Genomic DNA, 21475 nt, shown 5'->3' with positions numbered 1-21475 from the left:
AATTAATTACTCAGCAACTATTTGTTTGGTAAACTTTCTAAATTTAGACTTAGGCTCTCCACAAACTGGACATTTATCCGGTACATCATCAACAACTGTGTGGCCACAAACCTGACAGATACTAACATATTCTAATTCAATGTCTTCACCATTATCAACATGTTCTTTAGCATTTCTGAAAAGTTTAGCATGGATCTGCTCTGCCTCTAATGAATAATGGAATGAACGCACTGCATCAGACTCTCCCTGATCTTTAGCAACTAAACTATAGGAAGGATACATCTGCTCAATTTCGCCTTCTTCACCCGCAATAGCTCCAACAAGATTTTCGGAGGTTGTTCCATAACCAAATTCTCCACCACCAGCAACTAAAAAGCCACCATCAACATTTCCATGTGCTTCAAAGTGATTTCCAGCATGAACCTGTTCAGCATTCGCGATCGCTTTAAAAAGTAAAGCTACATTTTCGAAACCTTCTTCTTTTGCTTTTCTGCCCCAGGCTATGTAGCGCTGATAAGCCATACTTTCTCCAGCATATGCAGAACGTAAATTTTGAGCTGTTTGATCATTCTTTACCATTTTTTGCATACCTCCAATTATTAATAATTATTACTATTAACAGTATATCATTCTAAAATAAGCCCTGTCAAGAACATTTACTGACAAATTTCAGTAAAACAGAATACTTTCTCTTATATATATTCTTTCTATTTAAAAAGCAATTTTCCTGCTTTAAAATTTAAAAAAGCTAAATTTTAACTTAATTTTAATCTTTTTTTAATTATTATTCTCAACTTGCTAGAGCCGGCAAAGAAAATTTTCAACTAAAGTCAGGTCCGAATTTCAATAATGATTTTTCCTCTGGCATGATGAGTTTCACTTAACTCATGCGCATCTTTAAGCCCCTGTTCTGAAAAAGGAAAAACTGATCCTACAACAGGTTTTAAAGTTTCATTTTTCATCATTCCAGCCAGAGCAGCAAGTTCTTCTCCATCAGGTATTAGCCAGTGCAGCTCAGCGGTAACACCCATTTTGTCGGCTTTTTCCTGATCAGGTTCTTCAACAATTGAAACCAGCATTCCACCCTGTTTGAGAATATTGAAGCTTTTTTCCTGTATTTCTCCTCCAAGAGAATCAAGAACAAAGTCATAATCCTCTAATACCTCAGAAAAGTCATCTTTTGTATAATCAATGACCTCATCAGCTCCCAGGGATTTTAAAAATTCTACATTTTTGGTGCTGCCTGTAGTTGCAACATAAGCACCCAGATTTTTGGCTATTTGAATAGCAAAACTACCAACACCACCAGCACCAGCGTGAATCAATACTTTGCTGCCTGAAACTAGTTTCCCAACATCTGCCAGACATTGATAAGCAGTTAGCCCGGCAAGGGGTACTGCAGCTGCTTCTTTAAAATCAATGTTATCCGGCATTCTGGCTACCAGATCTTCCCTGGCAGTCGTATATTCAGCATAGGTGCCCCGATTTGTGAGTTCAGGTCTAACAAAAACTCGATCTCCTTTCTCAAAAGAAGATACATCTTTGCCAGTTTCTTTAACTATTCCGCTTGCATCCCACCCCAGAACAATAGGGAAATCAAAAGGTAATTTTTCTTTTAGATAACCATATCTTAGCTTCCAGTCGATAGGATTAACGGCTGCTGCATGGACTTCAATTAATAGCTCATCCGCTCCAGGTTCTGGTTTTGGTAATTCTTTTTCTTTTAGTTCGTCTTTATCACCATATTGATCAATAACAATAGCTTTCATTATTAACACCTTCTTTCAGTTATTTGCTGTTCCATCCCCTTAAAATTTTTGTAAGATTGATTACTATTACCAACTATAAAATTATCATATTTAAAATTAAATGTCAAAATTTGAATTGGTGCTTAATCACTAATCAAAAAAATAATAAAGAAAATCCGACCAGAAGTAACTCCAGTCGGATTCATTTTACAATTATTTTTCTATTTTTATTCTTTTTTTCTGTTTTTATTTGTTATTTCTTAATCTTGTTTTTTCATCTAAAATCTTTTTGCGCAGACGAATAGCATCCGGTGTAATTTCTACCAGTTCATCATCTTCTATAAACTCTAAGGCCTGCTCTAAGGTGAATTTTTTAGCAGGTGCCAGGTTAATAGAGTCATCAGACCCGGAAGCTCTAACATTTGTCAATTTTTTGTTCTTACAGGCATTAACTGTCAGGTCATTATCACGACTGTGTAAACCAATGATCATTCCTTCATAAACTTTGGTTCCTGGTTCAATGAACATTTGACCTCTATCTTCCAGGTTAGAAAGTGCATATCCCATGGCAGTTCCCTGCTGATTAGAAATCAAAACTCCATTTTTACGTTTTGGAACTTTTCCTTTAAATGGTTCATATTTTTCGAAGGAACGAATCAGAGTACCTTCACCACTGGTGTCATTGATAAATTCACTTCTAAAACCAATCAAACCTCTGGTCGGGACCAGATACTCTAGATGTACATAATCACCTTCGGGCATCATAGAATGCATAATTCCTTTACGTTGATTTAGCTTATTAATTACAGTTCCAGAATATTTTTCCGGTAGTTCAACCATTACTTTTTCAATTGGCTCATGTTTTTTGCCGTCAATTTCTTTCATTAAAACCTCAGGCTTGGAAACAGAAACTTCATAACCCTCACGACGCATATTTTCTAACAAAATTGAAAGGTGCAGTTCACCACGACCCGAAACTTTAAAAGCTTCGGTGTTTTCAGCTTTCTCAACCCGCAGTCCTACATTAACTTCCAATTCTCTTTCCAATCTTGCTTTAAGATGGCGGGTAGTTAGATAGTCACCTTCTAGACCGGCAAATGGAGAATCATTGACCAGAAAATACATGGCCAGAGTTGGCTCAGCAATTTCTATCATCGGCAGCGGATCAACTTTACCTACCTCACAAACGGTTTCCCCAATTGAGATATCCGGCAGTCCGGCAATCGATACGATTTCTCCACTGTGAGTTTCCTCAACTGCGTTTTGTTTTAAACCTTCATATACGGATAATTTTGTGATTTTACCCTTTTTAGTTGAACCGTCACGCTTGTAGACTTCTACCTGCTGTCCATCTTTGAGTGTGCCTTTATAAACTCGCCCAATGCCCATTCGACCCAGATAATCGTCATAAGCAAGATCATAAATTTGCATCTGCAGCGGCTGATCATCTAAATCTGGATAACTATCAACACTATTAATAATTGTTTCAAATAGTGGATCCAGGTTTTCGCTTTCATGATCCAGTTCGAAAAAAGCCTTCCCTTCTACTGCTATACCATAGATCACAGGGAATTCCAGCTGCTCATCATCTGCCGAAAGTTCGATAAAAAGATCAATGATCTCATCATGTACTTCCTCTGCCCGCTGATTATTTTTATCTATTTTATTAATAAAGACAATCGGTTTAATTCCTTTTTCTAAAGATTTTTTGAGAACAAATCTAGTCTGCGGCATTGGTCCTTCAGAAGCATCCACAATTAAAATTGCAGAGTCTACTGCTTTGATGACCCGCTCTACCTCAGAAGAAAAGTCCGCGTGTCCCGGAGTATCAACAATATTGATTTTAACTCCATTATGCTCAATGGCACAGTTTTTGGAATAAATTGTGATACCGCGCTCCCGCTCAAGATCATTGCTGTCCATTATACAATCTACAACTTCTTCGTTTTCTCTAAAAACTCCACTCTGATTTAAAAAAGCATCAACAAGGGTTGATTTACCAGCATCAACATGGGCAATAACCGCTAAATTAATTATTTCTCTTTTATCCACACTAAAAACCCTTTCTCTTATAAAGTTATATTAAACTTCCTTATTTTTTATACTATAAATTTACTCGCTATCAATCAAAAATATTTAAATCTTTTTATTTATATGCGATTATTTTAAACAAATACATTTGCTATTATAATCAAAAAAGCCCTGACCACTTAAAAAAGCAATCAGGGCTTTCAATTCTATTATAAAACTTTTATTTGCTTTATAACTTAACGATATTAGCAGCTTGTGGGCCGCGATCGCCTTCTACGATTTCAAATTCTACTTCCTGACCTTCTTCAAGGTTTTTGAAACCTTCTTCTTCGATAGCTGAGAAGTGTGCGAACACGTCGTCTCCGTCTTCTCTTTCAATAAAGCCAAAACCTTTTTTCCCATCAAACCACTTAACTGTTCCTGTATAAATCATTAAATTATTCCTCCTATTATTAACGATGGAAGTGTTACTTGTTTTTTGTTTTCCATCTTTTACAGTTTAGCATTATTAAATGCTCCTGTCAACCATTATTTTTTTAAAATCATTAATTTTCTCTTTTATAGACCGGCGTTTAGCCGCTCAAACACATTTTGTATTCTAAATTACAATTTTGAATCCGATTTTTAACTTCGATTAATATAAAGCAGATTGTTTAGAAAAGCTCTGTCCAAGTAAATGAACAGAGCCTTAAATTCATAAAACTATCTATGCTTTATAATTTAACGATGTTAGCAGCTTGTGGGCCGCGGTCGCCTTCTACGATTTCAAATTCTACTTCTTGACCTTCGTCAAGGTTTTTGAAACCTTCTTCTTCAATAGCTGAGAAGTGTGCGAACACGTCGTCTCCGTCTTCTCTTTCAATAAAGCCAAAACCTTTTTTCCCATCAAACCACTTAACTGTTCCTGTGTAAATCATTAAATAAATTCCTCCTAGTTTTTAACGATGGAACTCTTACTTGTTTTTTCTCCATCTCCCATAGTATAGCATTCTGATATGTCACTGTCAAGGATTATTTAAAATTATTTTGCTATTTCTCTTTTTTTCTCTCTTTTTCTTCTGATTTTAAAGCTATATACAGAGAGCAAGTCTATACTATGATTGACTTTAGCAATGATTTGAAGCTAAAAACTCCAGTAATTTATTATCTCTATTTTTTTTAGATTTTCCGATCCAGATTAAATGGCCCCAAAAATCATCAGCATATATTTCTGAGTTTTTTATATTCTCTGAGGCATATTCTGCATGTTTAAAAGAAACTGATTTATCAAATTTACTGTGAAGGATTAAAGTCGGGACCTCTATTTTCTGCAGCACCTCTTTTTCAGTCTGGTGCTCCAGGTCATACATAAACCCTTTATCTGAAGAGTAGCGGTTTACCATTTTAACTACTGCTTCAAGATCGTTACTATTCATTCTGGCCATCACTTCACTCCTGGTAAGAGTGGAAAATTGCGGTAAAAATATTTTTGCAAAAAAACTCGGAAAATTATTGGCGATTTTACGCAGTATTAACCAGATTATTTTTTGGGATTTAGGGTTGAAAATAATTTTCCCTACATTATAATCTAAATCCTTTTTAGTTACCCAGGACCTGGAAGCTGCAGATTCTAGAACTAACTTTTTAACTCTCGCTGAATAATTTGCTGCCAGATAAATAGCAGTTGGTCCCCCTGCAGAAACAGCAATTAAATTGACTTTATCAATATCTAAATGATCTAAAAGTTCGATTAAGATAAAAGCAGACTCTGCAGGAGTTTTTGCTTCTATATCTGTTTTACCATAACCCGGTCGAGAAGGAGTCAAAATACTGTAGCCAGCTTCCAGCAGTGGCTGAATACCAAATGTTTCCTGACAGTTAGAGTGGCCACCGTGGAGATTAAGCACAACTGGACCCCTACCTCTAAATGTATATTCCATAGTTCCTTTTTTCAGTTTAACTATCTCACTTTTCATCACTGCTGCCCCCAGTTTAACTTTCATAATTAATAAAATAAGTTGCCAGACTGACTGCTGCTGATAATTAATATTTTTATAGACCAACCACAGCAGAAATTAATCTTGATGTCAGCTGAGCTGCTTTTTGACTGTCAACCGCTTGCTCGCTGCTGTTAATTGTCAGCGAAATAGCATAAATAGCAGCAGTCTCTGTTTTCTGAAGTAGATGGGTAAACTGCAGTACCCCTGGTTCTGAGCCTCCTTTATAGCCTGCTAAATAATAATTATCTTTATCAACCAGACCAGGATTAATTTTAATTTCGGGTGCCTCTTTTAAATCATAGATTAATCTGGCTAACTCTTCTGTACTAAAATACCATTCCAGATCTTCAATCAAAACTGGTTCATTTCCAACTGAAATATTTTTAAGGTCCTGCCCGGAAAGTTCCGCCAGGATTTCTCTTTTTTTCTTTAAATTTGCATTTAAATATTTTTGCCTCAACTGATCATCCTTAGAAAATTTTAGAATAAAAAATTCTCTGGTCTTTAAAAAAGGAAGATTGAGGTCACTAAGACCGCTTTCTATTTTTTCTCTACCTAGATAATCTATTAAATGATCTGTAGCTGTATTATCACTTTGAGAAATCATTAAATTACTTAAACTCCTCAAAGTCAGCGGTGTACCGGCAGGCCAGTTCTGTAAAATTCCAGAAGGTAGTGACATATTCTGCTTCTCTAATTTTATAACATCACTCCAGTTTTTATCAGCTGCTTTAAGTTTCTGATATAGTTTATTTAAAACATGTAATTTGAAAGTCGATCCAACTGCCAACTTTTTTTGATCATTAAAGCTAAACACTTTTTCCTGATTATTTTTAATTACCGAAATTGAAAGCTCACCGGGAAGTTCCTTAAGATCAGCTAAGATTGCATCCAGATTATCTTCTGCCAGAGTGTAGTTACCAAACCAGAGCCCAATTATCTGATCCTCTTGATTTAAACTTATCTTAGCCGGAGCAGTTCCCTTTTCAAACTGCAAACTATATCCATCGTCAGTTTTTTCTATCGATTGGACCGCCCCCAGAGCACTACCGTACTGATTAACAATTGCTTCTATCTGTTCTACCGAAACCTGTTCTAAAAAAGAAGCTGCAAAAAGCGATTCTAAGTTTTCCGTTTCAATTCTGAAAATTTTCTGCAATACTTCTGCTTCCGAAGCTGCCATCACCGTCGTAGAAATTAATAAGGAAAAAACCAGAATAGCTACTAATAAATAAACTCTCATTTTATCTCACCTCATTTTATTTTCTTATTATCTATAATATTTATTTTGCTTCCCAGTGATTCTCATCAATATTCATTTCCACAATTTTGGCTTTAAAACTGCTGTTTTTTGGGCTGCAGGCATAAACTCCAACTTTAATTTCTTCAAAATCCTGATGCAGATGAGTAATTCGCATCTGGGACCAGTTAGTGCCGTCAAAAGAATTTTCAATTAAAAAATCATTCCCTCTTTTGCTAACTCTGTACCAGACTGAATTAATTTCCGAGCTTATATCTTCTGTTGCCCAGTCAGAATAACCGAGATTGGTAACAACTGCTCCCAGCCTACTTATTTCTTCATTCTCATATTCTGTAGAGATTTTAATCCAGTTTTCACTGTCAAGCCTCAGCATAATACCACACTGATCATATTTAGTTTGAGGTTCAAATTTAAATTTAGCAGCAAAAGAAAAGTCAGCTTCGAGATCAGTCAGCAGAGCAGGTGCATTATCATTTCTAAAACCATAGTGGGTTCGCTGCCAGAAATCTGTTTGCGGCTCAGTTTTTATTACCAGTTCATTTTCAAAATAATATTTTTCGGGTTCATTTAACCAGTAAAAATCATTAAAAATACTTTTATCTAATTTAATTTTTCTCATTATCTTAACCTCCAATTTTAGTTCTATCTTAACCATATATTTATTGGTAAATTTAATTTCTCCTTTTTTAAATAATAAAATACATCCTCTAATCTGCATTATCAAAATCTAAACCTTATAATTCTTCTGCAAAAAAATATTATGGTTGAAACAGGGACCATTTCTGAGAATATTAATTTTAATTAATGGAGAAAGACTTTAATCATTATTCAAGATACTTAACTTTAAAAAGAAGATTACCTATATTAATTATGTGCGATAATAAAGAAATGTCAGGACTAAAAATGACTTAAGATAAATATGTTCAAATAAAATTTTCAGGAAAAAGGGGAGTAATTAAGAAAAATGAAATTATTAAAATTCAAGTCGATACGAGCAAAATTTTTAATACCAACACTTATAGTGCTAATTGCAGGGATGGCAGCAATAGGATATATCGGTTATGATACACAGAAAGATTATATAATGGAGCAGACTGAAGAAACAGCAACTTCTAAAATGGAAGAAATTACAACTATAATAGATGACAGAAGAGAAAATGCTCAACTTACTGAACAGGCAATGGATAAATATCTAATCACAATCACCAGAACAATAGATCAATATTTAACAGAAGTACCTGATTCTATGATCCAGGAAGAGGTAAATGTTCTAATGGAAGAGTTAAATGTTGAAGAAATACATGTAACTGATGGAGAAGGTGTTATCAGATGGTCCAGTGTCAGCGATTTTATTGGCTTTGATTTTAGTGAATCAGAACAGACACAACCTTTTCTGGAAGGGCTGGAAAATGAAGAATTTGAGCTATCCCAGGCTCCTCAGGAGAGAGGAACAGATGGTGAATTATTTAAATATATAGGAGTCGGAAGAACAGATGAATCTGGAATTGTACAGATTGGTGTTCAGCCAGCAGAGCTACAGGAAATTTTATCAAAAATAGATATCACCCGAATCGCGGGAACAACCAAATACGGCAGCAATGGATATGTATATATCACAAATAAAAACGGTGAGATAATAAGTCATCCGGACAGTCAACTCATAGGCAGCAGTATAAAAGATTACAGCTGGGGTGAAAAGATATTAAATCAACAGGAAGGTAGTGACATTATCAATCTAGAGGGAGAAGAACTGCTCCAGCATTATATGCCCTATGATCAGTATATAATAGTCACGGCCCTGCCAACTTCTGAATATCAGTCAGCCCTGAATGAATACAGAAACAAAATATTCATTACAATCTTGATAGCTATTATTTTAGCTTCAATTATAGTCTTTATGGTAACTTCTTCTGTAGTAAATCCGCTTAAAAATGCAATAGGATTTGCAGAAGAAATAGCAAACGGTAATCTTTCTGTGGCAAAGTTAAAAGTTAAAACTAAGGATGAAGTGGGAGAACTCTCAGAAGCACTGAATAATATGCTCAAAAATCTGAAATCACTTGTCGGCCAGGTAATAGATATATCGGCCAATCTCTCGGCTTCAAGTGAAGAACTTTCAGCATCTGGGGAAGAAGTATCAGCTTCTGCGAAACATGTTGGAACAGCAATTCAGGATGTTGCATCTGGAGCTGAAGAACAGTCCGCACAGGCACAGGAAACTAATGCCCTGCTTGATGAGCTGACAGAACAAATCAATATGGTAAATTCCTCCTCTGAGGCCATGAACAATAAAGCAAATGAAGTAACCGAAAATATTGAGGTCGGAGACAGATCTATAGAAAATTCTGTGGCAGAAGTTAATAAACTTAAAAACAATTCCAATAATGTATCTGAGGCCATAGGTTCTCTTGCAGAATCATCACAACGAATTGATGAGATAGTACAGCTAATTAAAGATATCTCTGCTCAGACAAATCTTCTTGCTTTAAATGCGGCCATTGAGGCAGCAAGAGCAGGAGAAGCTGGGAGAGGCTTCAGTGTTGTTGCAGATGAAATAAGAGAACTGGCTGAACAGTCAGGTGAGGCTACAGATGAAATATCAGAATTAATTGGTGGAATTCAAAAAGATGTAGAGGTTTCAGTTAAAAATATGAAGCAAACAGAACAGGCAGTAGATACAAGTGTGAGCTCAATAGAAGAAAGTGGTAAGACATTTAATGATATCAGAAAGGCAGCATCTGTGCTGACTAATATAATAGAAAATATAGGCAGCCAGAGCGAAAAAATGAAAGTCAACAGTAATGAAGTAGAATCTGCAGTAAAACAGATTGCAGAAGTCAGCCAGACAGCGGCAAGTAATGCAGAAGAAGTTGCCGCAGCAACTCAAGAGCAGAGTTCTTCCACAGAAGAAATTGTAAATTCAGCTCAGGATCTTGCCGAGATGGCTCAGGAACTCTCCAATGCAGTAAACAAGTTCAGGATTTAAAGAAAAGAATAAGCTAATATTTAAATATAAGTATCGGGTACCAAAGAAGTTCTTCGGTACCCGGTACCTATACATTAACTTATATCAAATTATAGCACTGCCAAATAAAAGTGTTAAAACAAAAAGGATAAGAAATAAAACAAAAAGAAATTTAGCGATTGATTGAGTAGTACCTGCCACACCTCTAAAACCAAAAATACCTGCAATAACTGAAATCACGAAAAATATAATAGCATATTGTAACATTTTTATCTCTCCTCAAATTAAATTGAAAAAAATTACATATTATCAATCCATTCATTGAATTCTTTTTTTGCTTCTTCTTTATCTTTACCATATTTTTCTTGAATCTTTCCAATGATTTTTTCGCGATTTCCTTCCGCCTGTTTAAGATCATCATCAGTTAACTTACCCCATTTAGATTTCATCTTACCTTTAAGCTGATTCCATTTGCCTTTTAATAAGTCTTCATTCATTTTTATTTCCTCCTTGTTTTTCAAGTTTAAGTTATAGCTATTTATATCTATTATAATATTTAAACATCTAAAAAAGTTCAAATTTTTTAAAATCATTTTTCTTTCTCTTTTTTATCAGGAGTATTTAACTAAATAAGTATTTGGTAATTACAGATAATATCTTTTAATTTATTAACTTCCTTTTTTAAAATAAGACACTATTTTTTTTATATTCTCTTTATCTGTAAAATCTACCGGATTGTCAAAAGAAGCCAGCATTCCCTTTTCCTCTTCTGTCATTTCTTCACCTTTTTTCTTTTTACTATTTAATTTCCACTTCATAATACTCATTAATACTTTATCCTTAAATCCTAATTTACTATAATCAAAACCGCCGCGGAGATAGAAAAATTTAAAATATTTCTGTTCTTCAGAACTAAAGTTTTTATTTTTTACTTCTTCAATAATTTCTTTTTTTGCCGGAGAAGCTCCGGTTGCAAAAACAGCAGTTTTTTTAGCTTCCAGCTGTTTAATATTATCTTTAATAAAATCTGTTCCATTAATTCCGACAGCATAAAGGCTGCCCCCAAAAATATAAGCATCATATTCTTTTAGCTTATCTTTAGTTACCTCTTTACCAGAAATAATATCTGCTTCCAACTCTTCACCCAGCCACTCAGCATATTTTTTAACAAACCCAGTTTTAGACCAGTAAACAACCAAAATTTTCATTTTCTCAACCTCTCTTCTTAATCAAAATTATTTGAATATTAAATAAAAACTTTTAGACTATATCTCTATAATTAGCTCTACTTTCTTTTTTCCCTGCCTGGCCCACTATTTAGTAGCCAAAATAAAAAAGCCTGCCAAATATAGATACATTTGACAGACCTGAAGTTAAAATTGATGTCTTAATATAATATTTAGTTTTCCATAATATTTTCGTGAATAATGCTCATGAATTCCTCAAACTCTTTAAAATATTTTGCAGTAGAGAATTCAACTTCCGAACTCACATTGCCACCACTATAAACTCTAAAACTACCATTTAGAAGACAAATATCCAATTCCACACTATCAATTTTATTATAATAAGTCTTTTTTAACCTGTACCCAAGTAAATTATCATTTATTTCTCTAAAACCCTCTTCTAAAAAAATAATACCATAAGTAGTTGCAATTATTACTTTAGCTGGCTCATATGGATTTGCTGAACCACCACTAACTTCTTCTCTTTCTATAAAAATAACATCGATGATATCTTTATTTGCCACAAATAAGGTATCATCTTTCAAAACCTTTTTCAACATATAATGAGCTTCATAACCGGCAGAAAAAATGTCTATTATCTTCTTATCTACTCGTTCTTTAAGATTTTCCATATAATCTTCCATATTATCTCTCCTCAATTGTTTTATTTAAATTTTTAAAAATTTAAAGTAATCTTTTAGTCATTTGTTTATTTGATTAAATAAAGTATATTATATTTATTATATATTGTAAAATGATTTTTCTTTGCTGCACAGACTCGAAAAGTTATAATTTCTTCAGAAGAACAGAAAAGGCCAGATTAATCTGGCCTTTATTAAGGAGGGTTTATCAAGAAAAAAAGTTTATATAAATTTAAATTTTATAGATTTCATTAACTTAATTTTCTTCAATTATGGCATTTTTAATTTTTTTTACAAATTCTCCGGCATTAGCCAGCATTTCTGCCTCTGTATTCCCGGCCTGAATAGCTTTAATCAGGGCACTTCCAATAATAATTCCATCAGGATAATCAATTATCTTTTTAACTTTTTCCGGGCCGTCAATCCCAAAACCAAGCCCCAGCGGTAAATCTCCAGCAGTTTTGCGGACCCGCTGCAGATACTTTTCTAAACCAGGATAGACTCCCTGCTGATCATCTCCCGTAGTTCCCAGATGAGCAACACAGTAAAGAAAACCTGAACTTTTAACGATAATTTCTTTTAGACGCTGATCGGATGTATTGGGAGTTACCAGCATAATCTGAGAAATCCCATACTCAGCCAGGTGGACTGAAAGCTCTGCTTTTTCATCAACTGGCAGATCGGGAATAATTACACCTGAGATTCCTGCTGCTGATATATCTCGGGCAAATTCTTTTTCGCCGTAATTTAAAACTGAGTTATAATACCCCATTAAAACCAGCGGCACCTCAACTCTATCCTGAATCTCATTAATTTTTGCAATTAGCTTTTTTAAAGTTGTTCCCGCCTTTAAAGCTCTTTGAGAGGCCTCCTGAATCACCGGGCCATCAGCCAGGGGATCAGAAAAGGGAATCCCCAACTCAATAATATCTACACCTTCAGCCTGCAGTTTATATATTAATTTTTCGGTCATCTCCAGACTGGGATCACCACCACTGATATAGGTAACTAAAGGTTTTTTATCCTCAAATTGTGCTGTTATTTTATTCATTCTCTTCTGCCTCCCTGATCTTTTTAAAATTATTGATATCTTTATCGCCCCGACCGGACAGATTGACGACTATTAGCTGATTCTGATCAAGTTCTGGAGCCAGTTTTTCTAAATAAGAAAGAGCATGGGAGCTCTCTAAGGCAGGAATAATCCCTTCTTTTTCACTCAATAATTTGAATGCTGCTACAGCTTCCATATCAGTTGCAGACTGGTAATCCACCCGCTCAATTGATTTTAAATAGCTGTGTTCTGGCCCTACTCCCGGGTAATCAAGCCCGGCAGAAATTGAATATGCTGGGATAATCTGTCCATCATCATCCTGCAGCAGATAAGATTTACTTCCGTGTAAAACTCCAACCCGACCGGCAGTTAAAGTCGCTGCATGCTGGCCGCTGTCTATTCCCTTACCAGAAGCCTCAATCCCAACTAACTTAACTTCTTTATCTTCCACAAAAGGATAAAAAATCCCCATCGCATTACTGCCGCCTCCAACACAGGCTAAAATATAGTCCGGTAATCTGCCCTCTTTTTCCTGGATCTGCTTTCTGGTTTCATCACCGATAATTCGCTGAAAATCTCGAACCATCTCCGGATAGGGATGAGGGCCAACTACAGAACCAATAATGTAGTGGGTATCTTCAACATTTGTCACCCAGTCACGAATTGCTTCGTTTGTAGCATCTTTTAAAGTCTGGGTCCCACTGGTTACCGGAATAACCTCTGCCCCCAGCATCTCCATCTTATAGACATTAAGTGCCTGCCGCTCTATATCTTCAGCACCCATATAGATTTCGCAGTCTAAGTTAAAGCGGGCTGCTACTGTTGCAGTGGCTACACCGTGCTGACCGGCTCCAGTTTCTGCAATAATTCTTTTTTTGCCCATTTTTTTGGCCAGCAGAATCTGCCCCAATGTATTATTAATTTTATGAGCTCCGGTGTGATTTAAATCCTCCCGTTTTAGATAAATTTTTGCTCCCCCGTAGTATTTAGTCAGCTGTTCAGCAAAATATAAGGAAGTCGGTCTGCCGCTGTAATCAGCAAGCAGTGACTTTAATTTATTAATAAATTTCGGATCATCTTTCAGCTCTAAATATACTTCTTCCAGCTCATCCAGAGCCGGCATTAGAGTTTCTGGAACAAAACGTCCCCCAAATTCTTCAAAATAGCCTCTGCTCATCTTCTCTACTCCTTTCATTTTTTGAAAATAATTGATCCCGATTTTTATTTTCGAACCAAATTTTTATTTTTAAATCAGTGATTCTCTGCCCTGCTATACTTCGATTTATCAAAATTTAAATAAATTTTAATTTGATTTTGGTTTCACTTTTTGGCTTAAAACTTTTTATTTTCTCCACTGTCTTTTTAACCAGACGCCTATTTTTCTGTCCTGGTTCACTTTCTACCTGACTGTTGAGATCAACCGCCAGGGGATTTAATTTCTTAAGAGCCGCCTCAATATTATCTGGTCCCAGACCCCCGGCCAGGATATAGGGCAGCTTTAGCTCACTAATTAAGGACCAGTCAAAACTCTCTCCTGTACCACCAGTCTGACTGCCAATTTTAGTATCAAATAAGAGATAATCTGCACTTCCTTTATATTTTTTAACCTCATCCATGTCTTTTTTTCCGGCAATTGAGATAGCTTTAATGCTTTTTAAGACTGAACTTGCAAGCAGCTTTGGCTCCTCACTACCATGAAACTGAATATAATCAAATAATCCGCTTTTTTCTATTTCTGCCACTTCTTCTGCTTCAGGATTTACCACAACCGCTACCCGGTTAATAAATGGTGGTAGATTATGAGTAAGTTCTCTTACTTTTTCCAGACTGATCTGCCGGGGACTTTTTGCCAGAATAAAGCCCAGTGCGTCAACTCCTATATTAACTGCATATACAATATCTTCTCTCCGGGTCATTCCACAGAGCTTGATCATAGTTCTATTTTCTAACAAATTATCCACCTCCGAATATTTAAATAAATCATCTTCTGTCTGAGTGCCCTTCTTTTGTCTTTAGTTTAGCCCCAGCTCCTTAACTTTTGCTGCTGGAGATTCTGCTTTCATTAAAGTCTCCCCGATCAAAACTCCATCTACTCCAATTTCTCTTAAAAAATCTATATCTGCTTTAGTTTTAATACCACTTTCAGCAATCAGATAGTGATTATCCCGCTGGTCCAGCTTCTCCAGTTCAGCATTTAAATCGGCTGTTGTTTTCAGATCAACACTGAAATCATTTAGGTCACGGTTATTAATTCCGATTATCTCTGCTTCAGTTTTTAAAACCCGTTTTAATTCTTCCCGACTGTGCACCTCAACTACTGCCTCCAGCTTTAACTCTCTGGCCAGAGCCAGAAAACTTTCCAGCTGCCGGTCATCTAAAATTGCAGCTATTAAAAGGATTACATCAGCTCCGATAAAAAAGCTCTCATAAATCTGAAGTGGGTCAATAATAAATTCCTTGCGTAAAATTGGCAGTTCAGTCAGTTCTCTCATTTCCCTTAATATCTGATTACTGCCCTGAAAAAATTTCTGATCAGTTAAAATCGAAATTCCTGCAGCTCCTACCTGCTCATAGGCTTTAAGCTGAGCAGCTGGATTAAAGTTCGGCTGTATAAGGCCTTTACTCGGCGAAGCTTTTTTGATTTCTGCCAGCAGGGAAATTTTGTCTGCTGCCAGTTTTTCTTTCAGAGACCTTCTCTGCTGTTTAAGTTTTTTAACTTCTTTTCTTTTATGCTCTACAATTTTATCTAAAATCATTAAGACACCGCCCTGGAATTATTATCACTAGAACTATTATCTAATGAGTTGCTGCACTGAATAAGCTCTTCCAGTTTCTGCATTGCTTTCCCGCTGTCAATCAGTTCGGCTGCCAGTTTAACACCTTCCTGCAGTGTTTTAACTTTATCCTCTACTAAAAAAGCTGCTGCCGAATTGAGTAAAATCACATCTCTTTTGGGCCCCTTTTTACCTTTTAAAATATCCAGGGTTATTTCCTTATTCACTTCCGGCTCTCCACCTAAAATCGACTCCAGTGGTGCAGCCTCAAGACCGGCGTCTTCAGCACTAAAATTATATTCTCTAACTTCTCCATCTTTTAAATATGCAGTTTTATTTTCTCCAGCTAGAGACAGTTCATCAACCCCACCAGCTCCGTGAACAACCATTGCTGATTTTAAACCTAAGTTTTTGAGTACATGGGCCAGAGGCAGTACCAGTTCTTCTTTATAAACTCCCAGCACCTGATAGTCAGCCTTTGCCGGATTGGTCAGGGGACCTAAAATATTAAAGATAGTTCTTAAACCAAGCTCTTTCCGAGGGCCAACTGCATATTTCATTGCCTGATGAAAATGGGGAGCGAAAAGAAAGGAAATCCCAATCTCGTCCAGACATCTGCCTGCTGACTCCGGACTTAAATCAATTTTGACCCCCAGAGCTTCCAGCAGATCAGCACTCCCGCTTTTAGAAGAGACGGAACGGTTCCCGTGTTTGGCAACATTTAAGCCCCCAGCTGCCATAACAAGAGCAGTAGTAGTAGAAATATTAAAAGTTCCTTTTTCATCTCCCCCGGTTCCACAGCTGTCAATCAAATCCCGGGCTTCAGTTTTAACTTCTGCTGCTTTATTCCTCATTACACTTGCCGCTCCGGTTATTTCATCTATTGTTTCACCCTTCATCCGCAGTCCAACCAGAAATCCAGCCAGCTGACTGTCTGTTGTCTTGCCTTCCATTACCATTGACATTGCCTCTTCCATTTCTGCCAGACTTAAATCTTTTCCACTCACCACTTTATCTAAATGTTTATTAAACATACTCTCTCCTCCTCTAAAATTTCTACTCATCTCAGCTAGTCTTTTTTTAAATAATTCAAATCAAAACTCAAATTTATTTTCTTCGCCTTTATTCTAAATTATAATTCCAGAAAATTCTTGATCAGCTTTCTGCCGGCTTCAGTCAGAATTGATTCTGGATGAAACTGGACTCCATAGACTGGATATTTTTTATGTTTTAAGGCCATAATTTCACCTTCATCGTTTTCTGCCAGCACCTCAAGTTCTGGACTCAAACTTTCTCGCTCAACTATCAAGGAATGATAGCGGGTAGCGGCAAAACCATCGTCAATTCCGGCAAAAAGACTGCTATCTTTAACTTTTTTGATTGCAGATACCTTGCCGTGAACAACTCTGTCTGCCTCAACTACCCTGGATCCAAAAACCTCTCCAATACATTGATGTCCAAGACAGACTCCCAGAATATCAATTTTATCTTTAAAGTATAAAATTAATTCTTTAGAAATCCCTGCATCCTCCGGGCGACCGGGGCCTGGAGAAATAACAATCTTCTCCGGAGCCATAATTGCTATATCATCAACCGTCAGCTTATCATTGCGCCTTACCTCTACCTGATCAAATTCCTCCAGTAGATGAACTAAATTATAGGTAAAGGAATCATAATTATCAATTACTAAAATCACGGATACCATCCTCCCTTACCACTTCTAGAGCCTCAAATAGAGCCCGCCCTTTGTTAAGTGTCTCTTCATATTCTTTGACAGGATCAGAATCGGCAACAATTCCGGCTCCAACCTGTAAGTTAAGTCTTCCCTGAACTAAAGAAAAGGTCCTGATTGTAATACAGCTGTCTAAATTACCATTAAAACTCAAATATGCTACTGTACCTGCATACACTCCCCGCGCTTCTTTTTCCAGTCCATCAATCAATTCAACTGCCTTAATTTTGGGAGCACCGGATACTGTACCGGCCGGAAAAACTGATTTTAAAACATCCAGGCTGTCCAGCCCCTCTTTCAGATCAGCTTCCACCTGAGAAACAATGTGCATTACTCTCGAATAAAACTCAACTTCCATTAATTCAGTAACTTCAACACTGCCGGGAGCTGCAATTCGGCTTAAATCATTGCGGCCCAGATCCAGAAGCATTGTATGTTCTGCCTTTTCTTTTTCATCATTTAAGAGATCCATTTTTAGTTCCTGATCTTCTTTGCTGTCTTTGCCTCTGCGTCTGGTTCCTGCCAGCGGTCTGGTCATTACCCTCTGATCTCTAACTCTGACCAGCACCTCAGGCGATGAACCAATAATTCTTATCTCGGGAAAATTAAGATAGAAAGAATAAGGAGACGGATTAACCGACCTTAAGGCTCTATAAATTTTAAAAGGTGGCAGATCATTTTCTATTGAAAATTTCTGGGAGAGTACAATCTGAAAAATATCTCCTGCCCTGATATGTTCCTTCGCTTTTTCCACCATCTTTTTATATTCTTCTTTTGTAGTATTTGATTTTAACTTTTTACCTTCTTTTGAATCTAAATTGACTGCAGCCGGCTTTAATTTTGAATTATTATTTTCAATTTCAGTTTTAATCTTTTTGATTTCTTCTTTAGCCTGCTGATAAATTTCTGCTTTTTCTTCCCGGCTTAACTCCGCTTCTACTTTGAGATTATTGATAATTTTAACTGTATTATGCAGATGATCATAGGCAATAATAATCCTGCTCATCACCAGCAGACTGAGCGGCGTATTATCCTTCTTCAATTCTTTATCTGCTTCCAGGTGATAAATATCCTCCCATTTTTCGATCATCTCATAGTTAAAGTAGCCAACAAAACCTCCAGAAAAAGGAGGTAATTTTTCATTTTCATAGACTTTAAGCTCAGCCAGCTGCTGCTGCAGATAGGGAACTATCTCCTGATTTTCCAACTTCTCTTTTTTTTCCCCTCTAATTACTTCCAAATAATCATCATAATTTTTAAGAACAGCTGCTGGTCTTAAACCGATAAAAGAATAGCGGTCATTTTCCGAACTCTCTAATAGATAGGTATAATCTTCATTTAAAGCTAATTTTTTATATAAAGAAATTGGAGTCTCAATATCTGCAATAAATTCTTCGTAAACTGGTATCAAATTATATTCTGCTGTTAATTCTAAAAATTCATTTTTGTTTTTCATCTCTCTCCTCCTTTAACTTATTTCAGTTTTCTGCTCTAAAACCAGAAAACGGCCAGAGCTTGGTTAAAAGCCTGACCGTAGTTATTAGTAAGAGATTTCAAAAGTTGAATTTTTAAATTTTAAGCTAGTTCCACTTTAAATTTAAGAACAGCTAAGCTTCAGTTTTCAAGTTAAATTAATCTATCTTCCCGATGCCAGCGTCCTGCTGACCGGTCAGTTCAGGGCATCCTGCCCTGAAGATTAATTTAACTTAGCCTTTATCAAGCTGTTCTAATAAATTTAAAAAGTCACGGTGCTCAAATTTTAAAATTAACTTTTGATAATTCATAGCTAATTTAAATAATTAATTAAAAAAAGCCACATTTATATAAATTAGATATAAATCTGGCCCGTTAATTACACATATTTGCTCTACTGATCTCATCTCTACTCTTCTCTACTAATCTGGGCTCTTCTAATCTCGAATTTTTTTAATTATAACTGAATTCTCTAAATAAGTCAAGAAAATAGTTTTAATTTTACCACTGGTAACTTAATCTCATTATTAAAATAGCATTTAAATTAACCCAGAGAAACATCTAAAAACATCATAACTGCAAATCCCAACATTAAACCTGTAGTTGCTAAATGACTGTTACCTTCTGAGTTAGCCTCTGGTATTAGCTCTTCTCCTACCACAAAAATCATTGCGCCTGCAGCAAAAGCTAAAGCATAAGGAAGTATAGGTCTCATATAATAGACACCTGCAGCCCCTAAAACACCTGCTATTGGTTCCACAGCACCTGAAAACTGACCATACATAAAACTTTTTTTTGCAGAAAGGCCCTCTCTTTTTAAAGGAATAGATACGGCTGCTCCTTCAGGAAAGTTCTGCAGTCCAATCCCCACCGCCAGTGCAACAGCCCCAGCAATAGTAGCAGACGGAATACCTGCTGCAGCTGCCCCAAAGGCTACTCCAACTGCCAGACCTTCGGGAAAATTATGTAAGGTAACTGCCAGAACCAATAAAACACTTCTCTGCCAGTTGGTTTTGATCCCTTCAGGTTCACTATTAGCTAATGCGGGATGTAAATGAGGCAAAACCATGTCAACCAGACGCAAAAATATTCCTCCCATTAAAAAGCCAATTACAGCCGGAATCCAACCTGCTACTCCCTGATTTTCGGAAATTTCTATTGCAGGAGCGAGTAAAGACCAGAAACTGGCTGCTATCATTATTCCAGCAGCAAACCCCAGCATACTATCAAGAAGTCTTCGATCAACATCTTTAAAAAAGAAAACAACTCCAGCCCCCAGAGCTGTAACAAACCAGGTAAATAATGTTGCCAATAAGGCCTGGGTGATAGGTGATAATTCAATCAAAAAATCAATAATCATTTTATAGCCTCCTATTTCATACTTATATTTGTTAATACTTATAAAAATTACTCATAATTCTATTTCCACAACTTGTTATCAATTACTTATCTTATATCATACAATAAATTAACGTCAGTTTAAAGTTAAGTATATTTTAAACTTGAAAAATTATTAAATGTAAAATGACAACATTGTTTTCCCTTCTTTTTTGTTATTATAATATTTAGATGAGTTTTGATAATAAAAATATAACTTAGAATCATTTTAGAATCATTATGATTAATCCTGACGGTGTTAAATTTAAGACTTCAAATTCTAAAGGAGGAATCGTTTATGAAAACCTTAGTAACTGGTGCAACTGGAAAACTTGGTTCTAAAGTAATGGATTTTTTAATGAAAGAAGTTCCGGCTGAACAGCTGGCGGTGAGTGTTCGTGATCCAGCCAAAGCTGAAGCTTTAAAAAACCGAGGGGTTGAGGTGCGTCAGGGAGATTTTGAGCAGCCCGAAACTTTAAGCACAGCTTTTAGAAATGTAGATAAGATCCTGATTATCTCTACAACTGGTGATAACGAGACAAGAATTAGAGAACATCAAAATGCGGTTCATGCCGCAGCAGAAGCGGGAGTTAATTTTATTGCCTATACCAGCCTGGCAGATGCCGAAAATAGTTCTTTATTTCTGGCTCCTGTCCACAGAAAAACAGAGAAAGCTATTAAAGCTACCGGAATTCCTTATTCTTTTTTACGTAACAACTGGTATTTACGCAATGAACTTCCCAGTATTAAAGCAGCAATCTCAGGTCAACCCTGGGTAACCGCCGCTGAAGAAGGAAAGGTTGGCTGGGCCCTGCAGAAAGATTATGCAGAGGCTGCAGCTAAAGTGTTATCCGAATCAGGCCATGAAAATACTATCTATGAACTCTCGGCTCAACCCCGGACTCAGGCAGAACTTGTAAATGCAGTTGCGGACATTATAGATCAAGAAATTACAATTAAAAGAGTAGATGATGAAGAATATAAGCAGATAATGAAGGAAAGTGGAATGCCCGAGTCTTCGCTGCCAATGATACTTGCAATCCAGCGCGGAATTCGAGAGGGAGAACTTAATGTTAAAAGTAATGATTTCGAGAAACTGCTGGGACGCCCTGCAACTCCGATCAAAAAAGCGTTAGAAGAATTAATGCAGGAAGAAGATTTAATTTAATTCAGAATAAAAAATCAGATTAAAATAAAGGGTCCGGCTTTTTATCCGG

General features: G+C 36.3%; 22 protein-coding genes. 2 read left to right on the top strand and 20 right to left on the bottom strand.

Translation table 11 applies throughout. From position 1 onward, the window contains the following. Positions 1-6: 6 nt before the first annotated feature. The 8 genes from DFR79_RS02160 to DFR79_RS02125 all read right to left on the bottom strand — a co-directional run bounded on the left by DFR79_RS02160 (position 7) and on the right by DFR79_RS02125 (position 7638). Positions 7-579: a rubrerythrin family protein gene (locus DFR79_RS02160; RefSeq protein ID WP_133513861.1), complete on the bottom strand. Its 573-nt coding sequence runs from the start codon at positions 577-579 to the stop codon at positions 7-9. 251 nt (positions 580-830) lie between these two features. Further along, the gene (locus tag DFR79_RS02155) at positions 831-1769 is read right to left on the bottom strand and encodes an NADP-dependent oxidoreductase (protein ID WP_133513860.1); all 939 of its coding nucleotides are present in this window, start codon (positions 1767-1769) and stop codon (positions 831-833) included. Positions 1770-1994: 225 nt separating this feature from the next. Further along, a complete protein-coding gene (typA, locus tag DFR79_RS02150) occupies positions 1995-3800 on the bottom strand; it encodes a translational GTPase TypA (protein WP_133513859.1) in 1806 nt (601 codons plus the stop codon). Positions 3801-4008: 208 nt separating this feature from the next. Next, on the bottom strand, positions 4009-4209 hold the full coding sequence (locus DFR79_RS02145) for a cold-shock protein (protein ID WP_208107116.1): 201 nt from the start codon (positions 4207-4209) through the stop codon (positions 4009-4011). A 283-nt stretch (positions 4210-4492) separates the two neighbouring features. Next, on the bottom strand, positions 4493-4696 hold the full coding sequence (locus DFR79_RS02140; protein ID WP_013406635.1) for a cold shock domain-containing protein: 204 nt from the start codon (positions 4694-4696) through the stop codon (positions 4493-4495). Positions 4697-4885: 189 nt separating this feature from the next. After that, complete coding sequence (locus DFR79_RS02135) at positions 4886-5734, bottom strand: alpha/beta fold hydrolase (protein WP_166637940.1); 849 nt, start codon at positions 5732-5734, stop codon at positions 4886-4888. A 76-nt stretch (positions 5735-5810) separates the two neighbouring features. Further along, the gene (locus DFR79_RS02130) at positions 5811-7001 is read right to left on the bottom strand and encodes a serine hydrolase (RefSeq protein WP_133513857.1); all 1191 of its coding nucleotides are present in this window, start codon (positions 6999-7001) and stop codon (positions 5811-5813) included. A 40-nt stretch (positions 7002-7041) separates the two neighbouring features. Beyond that, positions 7042-7638, bottom strand: a complete 597-nt coding sequence (locus tag DFR79_RS02125) for a DUF1349 domain-containing protein (RefSeq protein ID WP_133513856.1) — start codon at positions 7636-7638, stop codon at positions 7042-7044. A gap of 345 nt (positions 7639-7983) precedes the next feature. Between DFR79_RS02125 and DFR79_RS02120 the strand changes: the two genes are divergently transcribed. Next, positions 7984-10005: a methyl-accepting chemotaxis protein gene (locus DFR79_RS02120; protein WP_133513855.1), complete on the top strand. Its 2022-nt coding sequence runs from the start codon at positions 7984-7986 to the stop codon at positions 10003-10005. A gap of 84 nt (positions 10006-10089) precedes the next feature. Here the strand turns inward: DFR79_RS02120 and DFR79_RS02115 are convergent, their stop codons facing one another. From DFR79_RS02115 to DFR79_RS02060, 12 genes are all read right to left on the bottom strand, one after another. Next, positions 10090-10251 (bottom strand): DUF1328 domain-containing protein, encoded by a 162-nt coding sequence (locus tag DFR79_RS02115; RefSeq protein ID WP_133513854.1) that lies wholly within the window; start codon positions 10249-10251, stop codon positions 10090-10092. A gap of 32 nt (positions 10252-10283) precedes the next feature. Next, positions 10284-10481: a CsbD family protein gene (locus DFR79_RS02110; protein ID WP_133513853.1), complete on the bottom strand. Its 198-nt coding sequence runs from the start codon at positions 10479-10481 to the stop codon at positions 10284-10286. 171 nt (positions 10482-10652) lie between these two features. Then, the gene (locus DFR79_RS02105) at positions 10653-11192 is read right to left on the bottom strand and encodes a flavodoxin domain-containing protein (protein ID WP_133513852.1); all 540 of its coding nucleotides are present in this window, start codon (positions 11190-11192) and stop codon (positions 10653-10655) included. A gap of 191 nt (positions 11193-11383) precedes the next feature. Next, positions 11384-11854 (bottom strand): hypothetical protein, encoded by a 471-nt coding sequence (locus tag DFR79_RS02100; RefSeq protein WP_133513851.1) that lies wholly within the window; start codon positions 11852-11854, stop codon positions 11384-11386. A 253-nt stretch (positions 11855-12107) separates the two neighbouring features. After that, entirely contained in the window at positions 12108-12902 is a 795-nt protein-coding gene (trpA, locus tag DFR79_RS02095; RefSeq protein WP_133513850.1) for a tryptophan synthase subunit alpha, read from the bottom strand. Then, a complete protein-coding gene (trpB, locus tag DFR79_RS02090; protein WP_133513849.1) occupies positions 12895-14079 on the bottom strand; it encodes a tryptophan synthase subunit beta in 1185 nt (394 codons plus the stop codon). The genes trpA and trpB overlap by 8 nt, the downstream gene beginning before the upstream one ends. A 115-nt stretch (positions 14080-14194) precedes the next feature. Further along, a complete protein-coding gene (locus tag DFR79_RS02085; RefSeq protein ID WP_133513848.1) occupies positions 14195-14854 on the bottom strand; it encodes a phosphoribosylanthranilate isomerase in 660 nt (219 codons plus the stop codon). Positions 14855-14914: 60 nt separating this feature from the next. Beyond that, complete coding sequence (trpC, locus tag DFR79_RS02080; RefSeq protein ID WP_133513847.1) at positions 14915-15658, bottom strand: indole-3-glycerol phosphate synthase TrpC; 744 nt, start codon at positions 15656-15658, stop codon at positions 14915-14917. After that, positions 15658-16710, bottom strand: a complete 1053-nt coding sequence (trpD, locus tag DFR79_RS02075) for an anthranilate phosphoribosyltransferase (protein ID WP_133513846.1) — start codon at positions 16708-16710, stop codon at positions 15658-15660. The genes trpC and trpD overlap by 1 nt, the downstream gene beginning before the upstream one ends. Positions 16711-16808: 98 nt before the next feature. After that, positions 16809-17372 (bottom strand): anthranilate synthase component II, encoded by a 564-nt coding sequence (locus tag DFR79_RS02070; protein WP_133513845.1) that lies wholly within the window; start codon positions 17370-17372, stop codon positions 16809-16811. Continuing rightward, positions 17356-18864, bottom strand: a complete 1509-nt coding sequence (gene trpE, locus DFR79_RS02065) for an anthranilate synthase component I (RefSeq protein WP_133513844.1) — start codon at positions 18862-18864, stop codon at positions 17356-17358. Before trpE ends, DFR79_RS02070 begins: the two co-directional genes overlap by 17 nt. A 561-nt stretch (positions 18865-19425) precedes the next feature. Beyond that, a complete protein-coding gene (locus tag DFR79_RS02060) occupies positions 19426-20241 on the bottom strand; it encodes a ZIP family metal transporter (RefSeq protein ID WP_133513843.1) in 816 nt (271 codons plus the stop codon). A gap of 315 nt (positions 20242-20556) precedes the next feature. Between DFR79_RS02060 and DFR79_RS02055 the strand changes: the two genes are divergently transcribed. Further along, complete coding sequence (locus DFR79_RS02055) at positions 20557-21426, top strand: SDR family oxidoreductase (protein WP_133513842.1); 870 nt, start codon at positions 20557-20559, stop codon at positions 21424-21426. The last annotated feature ends 49 nt before the right edge of the window (positions 21427-21475 follow it).

This window comes from Halanaerobium saccharolyticum, from assembly GCF_004362045.1.
GTDB classification, from domain to species: domain Bacteria; phylum Bacillota; class Halanaerobiia; order Halanaerobiales; family Halanaerobiaceae; genus Halanaerobium; species Halanaerobium saccharolyticum_C.
The sequence above is the reverse complement of the archived record's forward strand: the minus strand, read 5'-3'. Positions and strand labels throughout refer to the sequence as shown.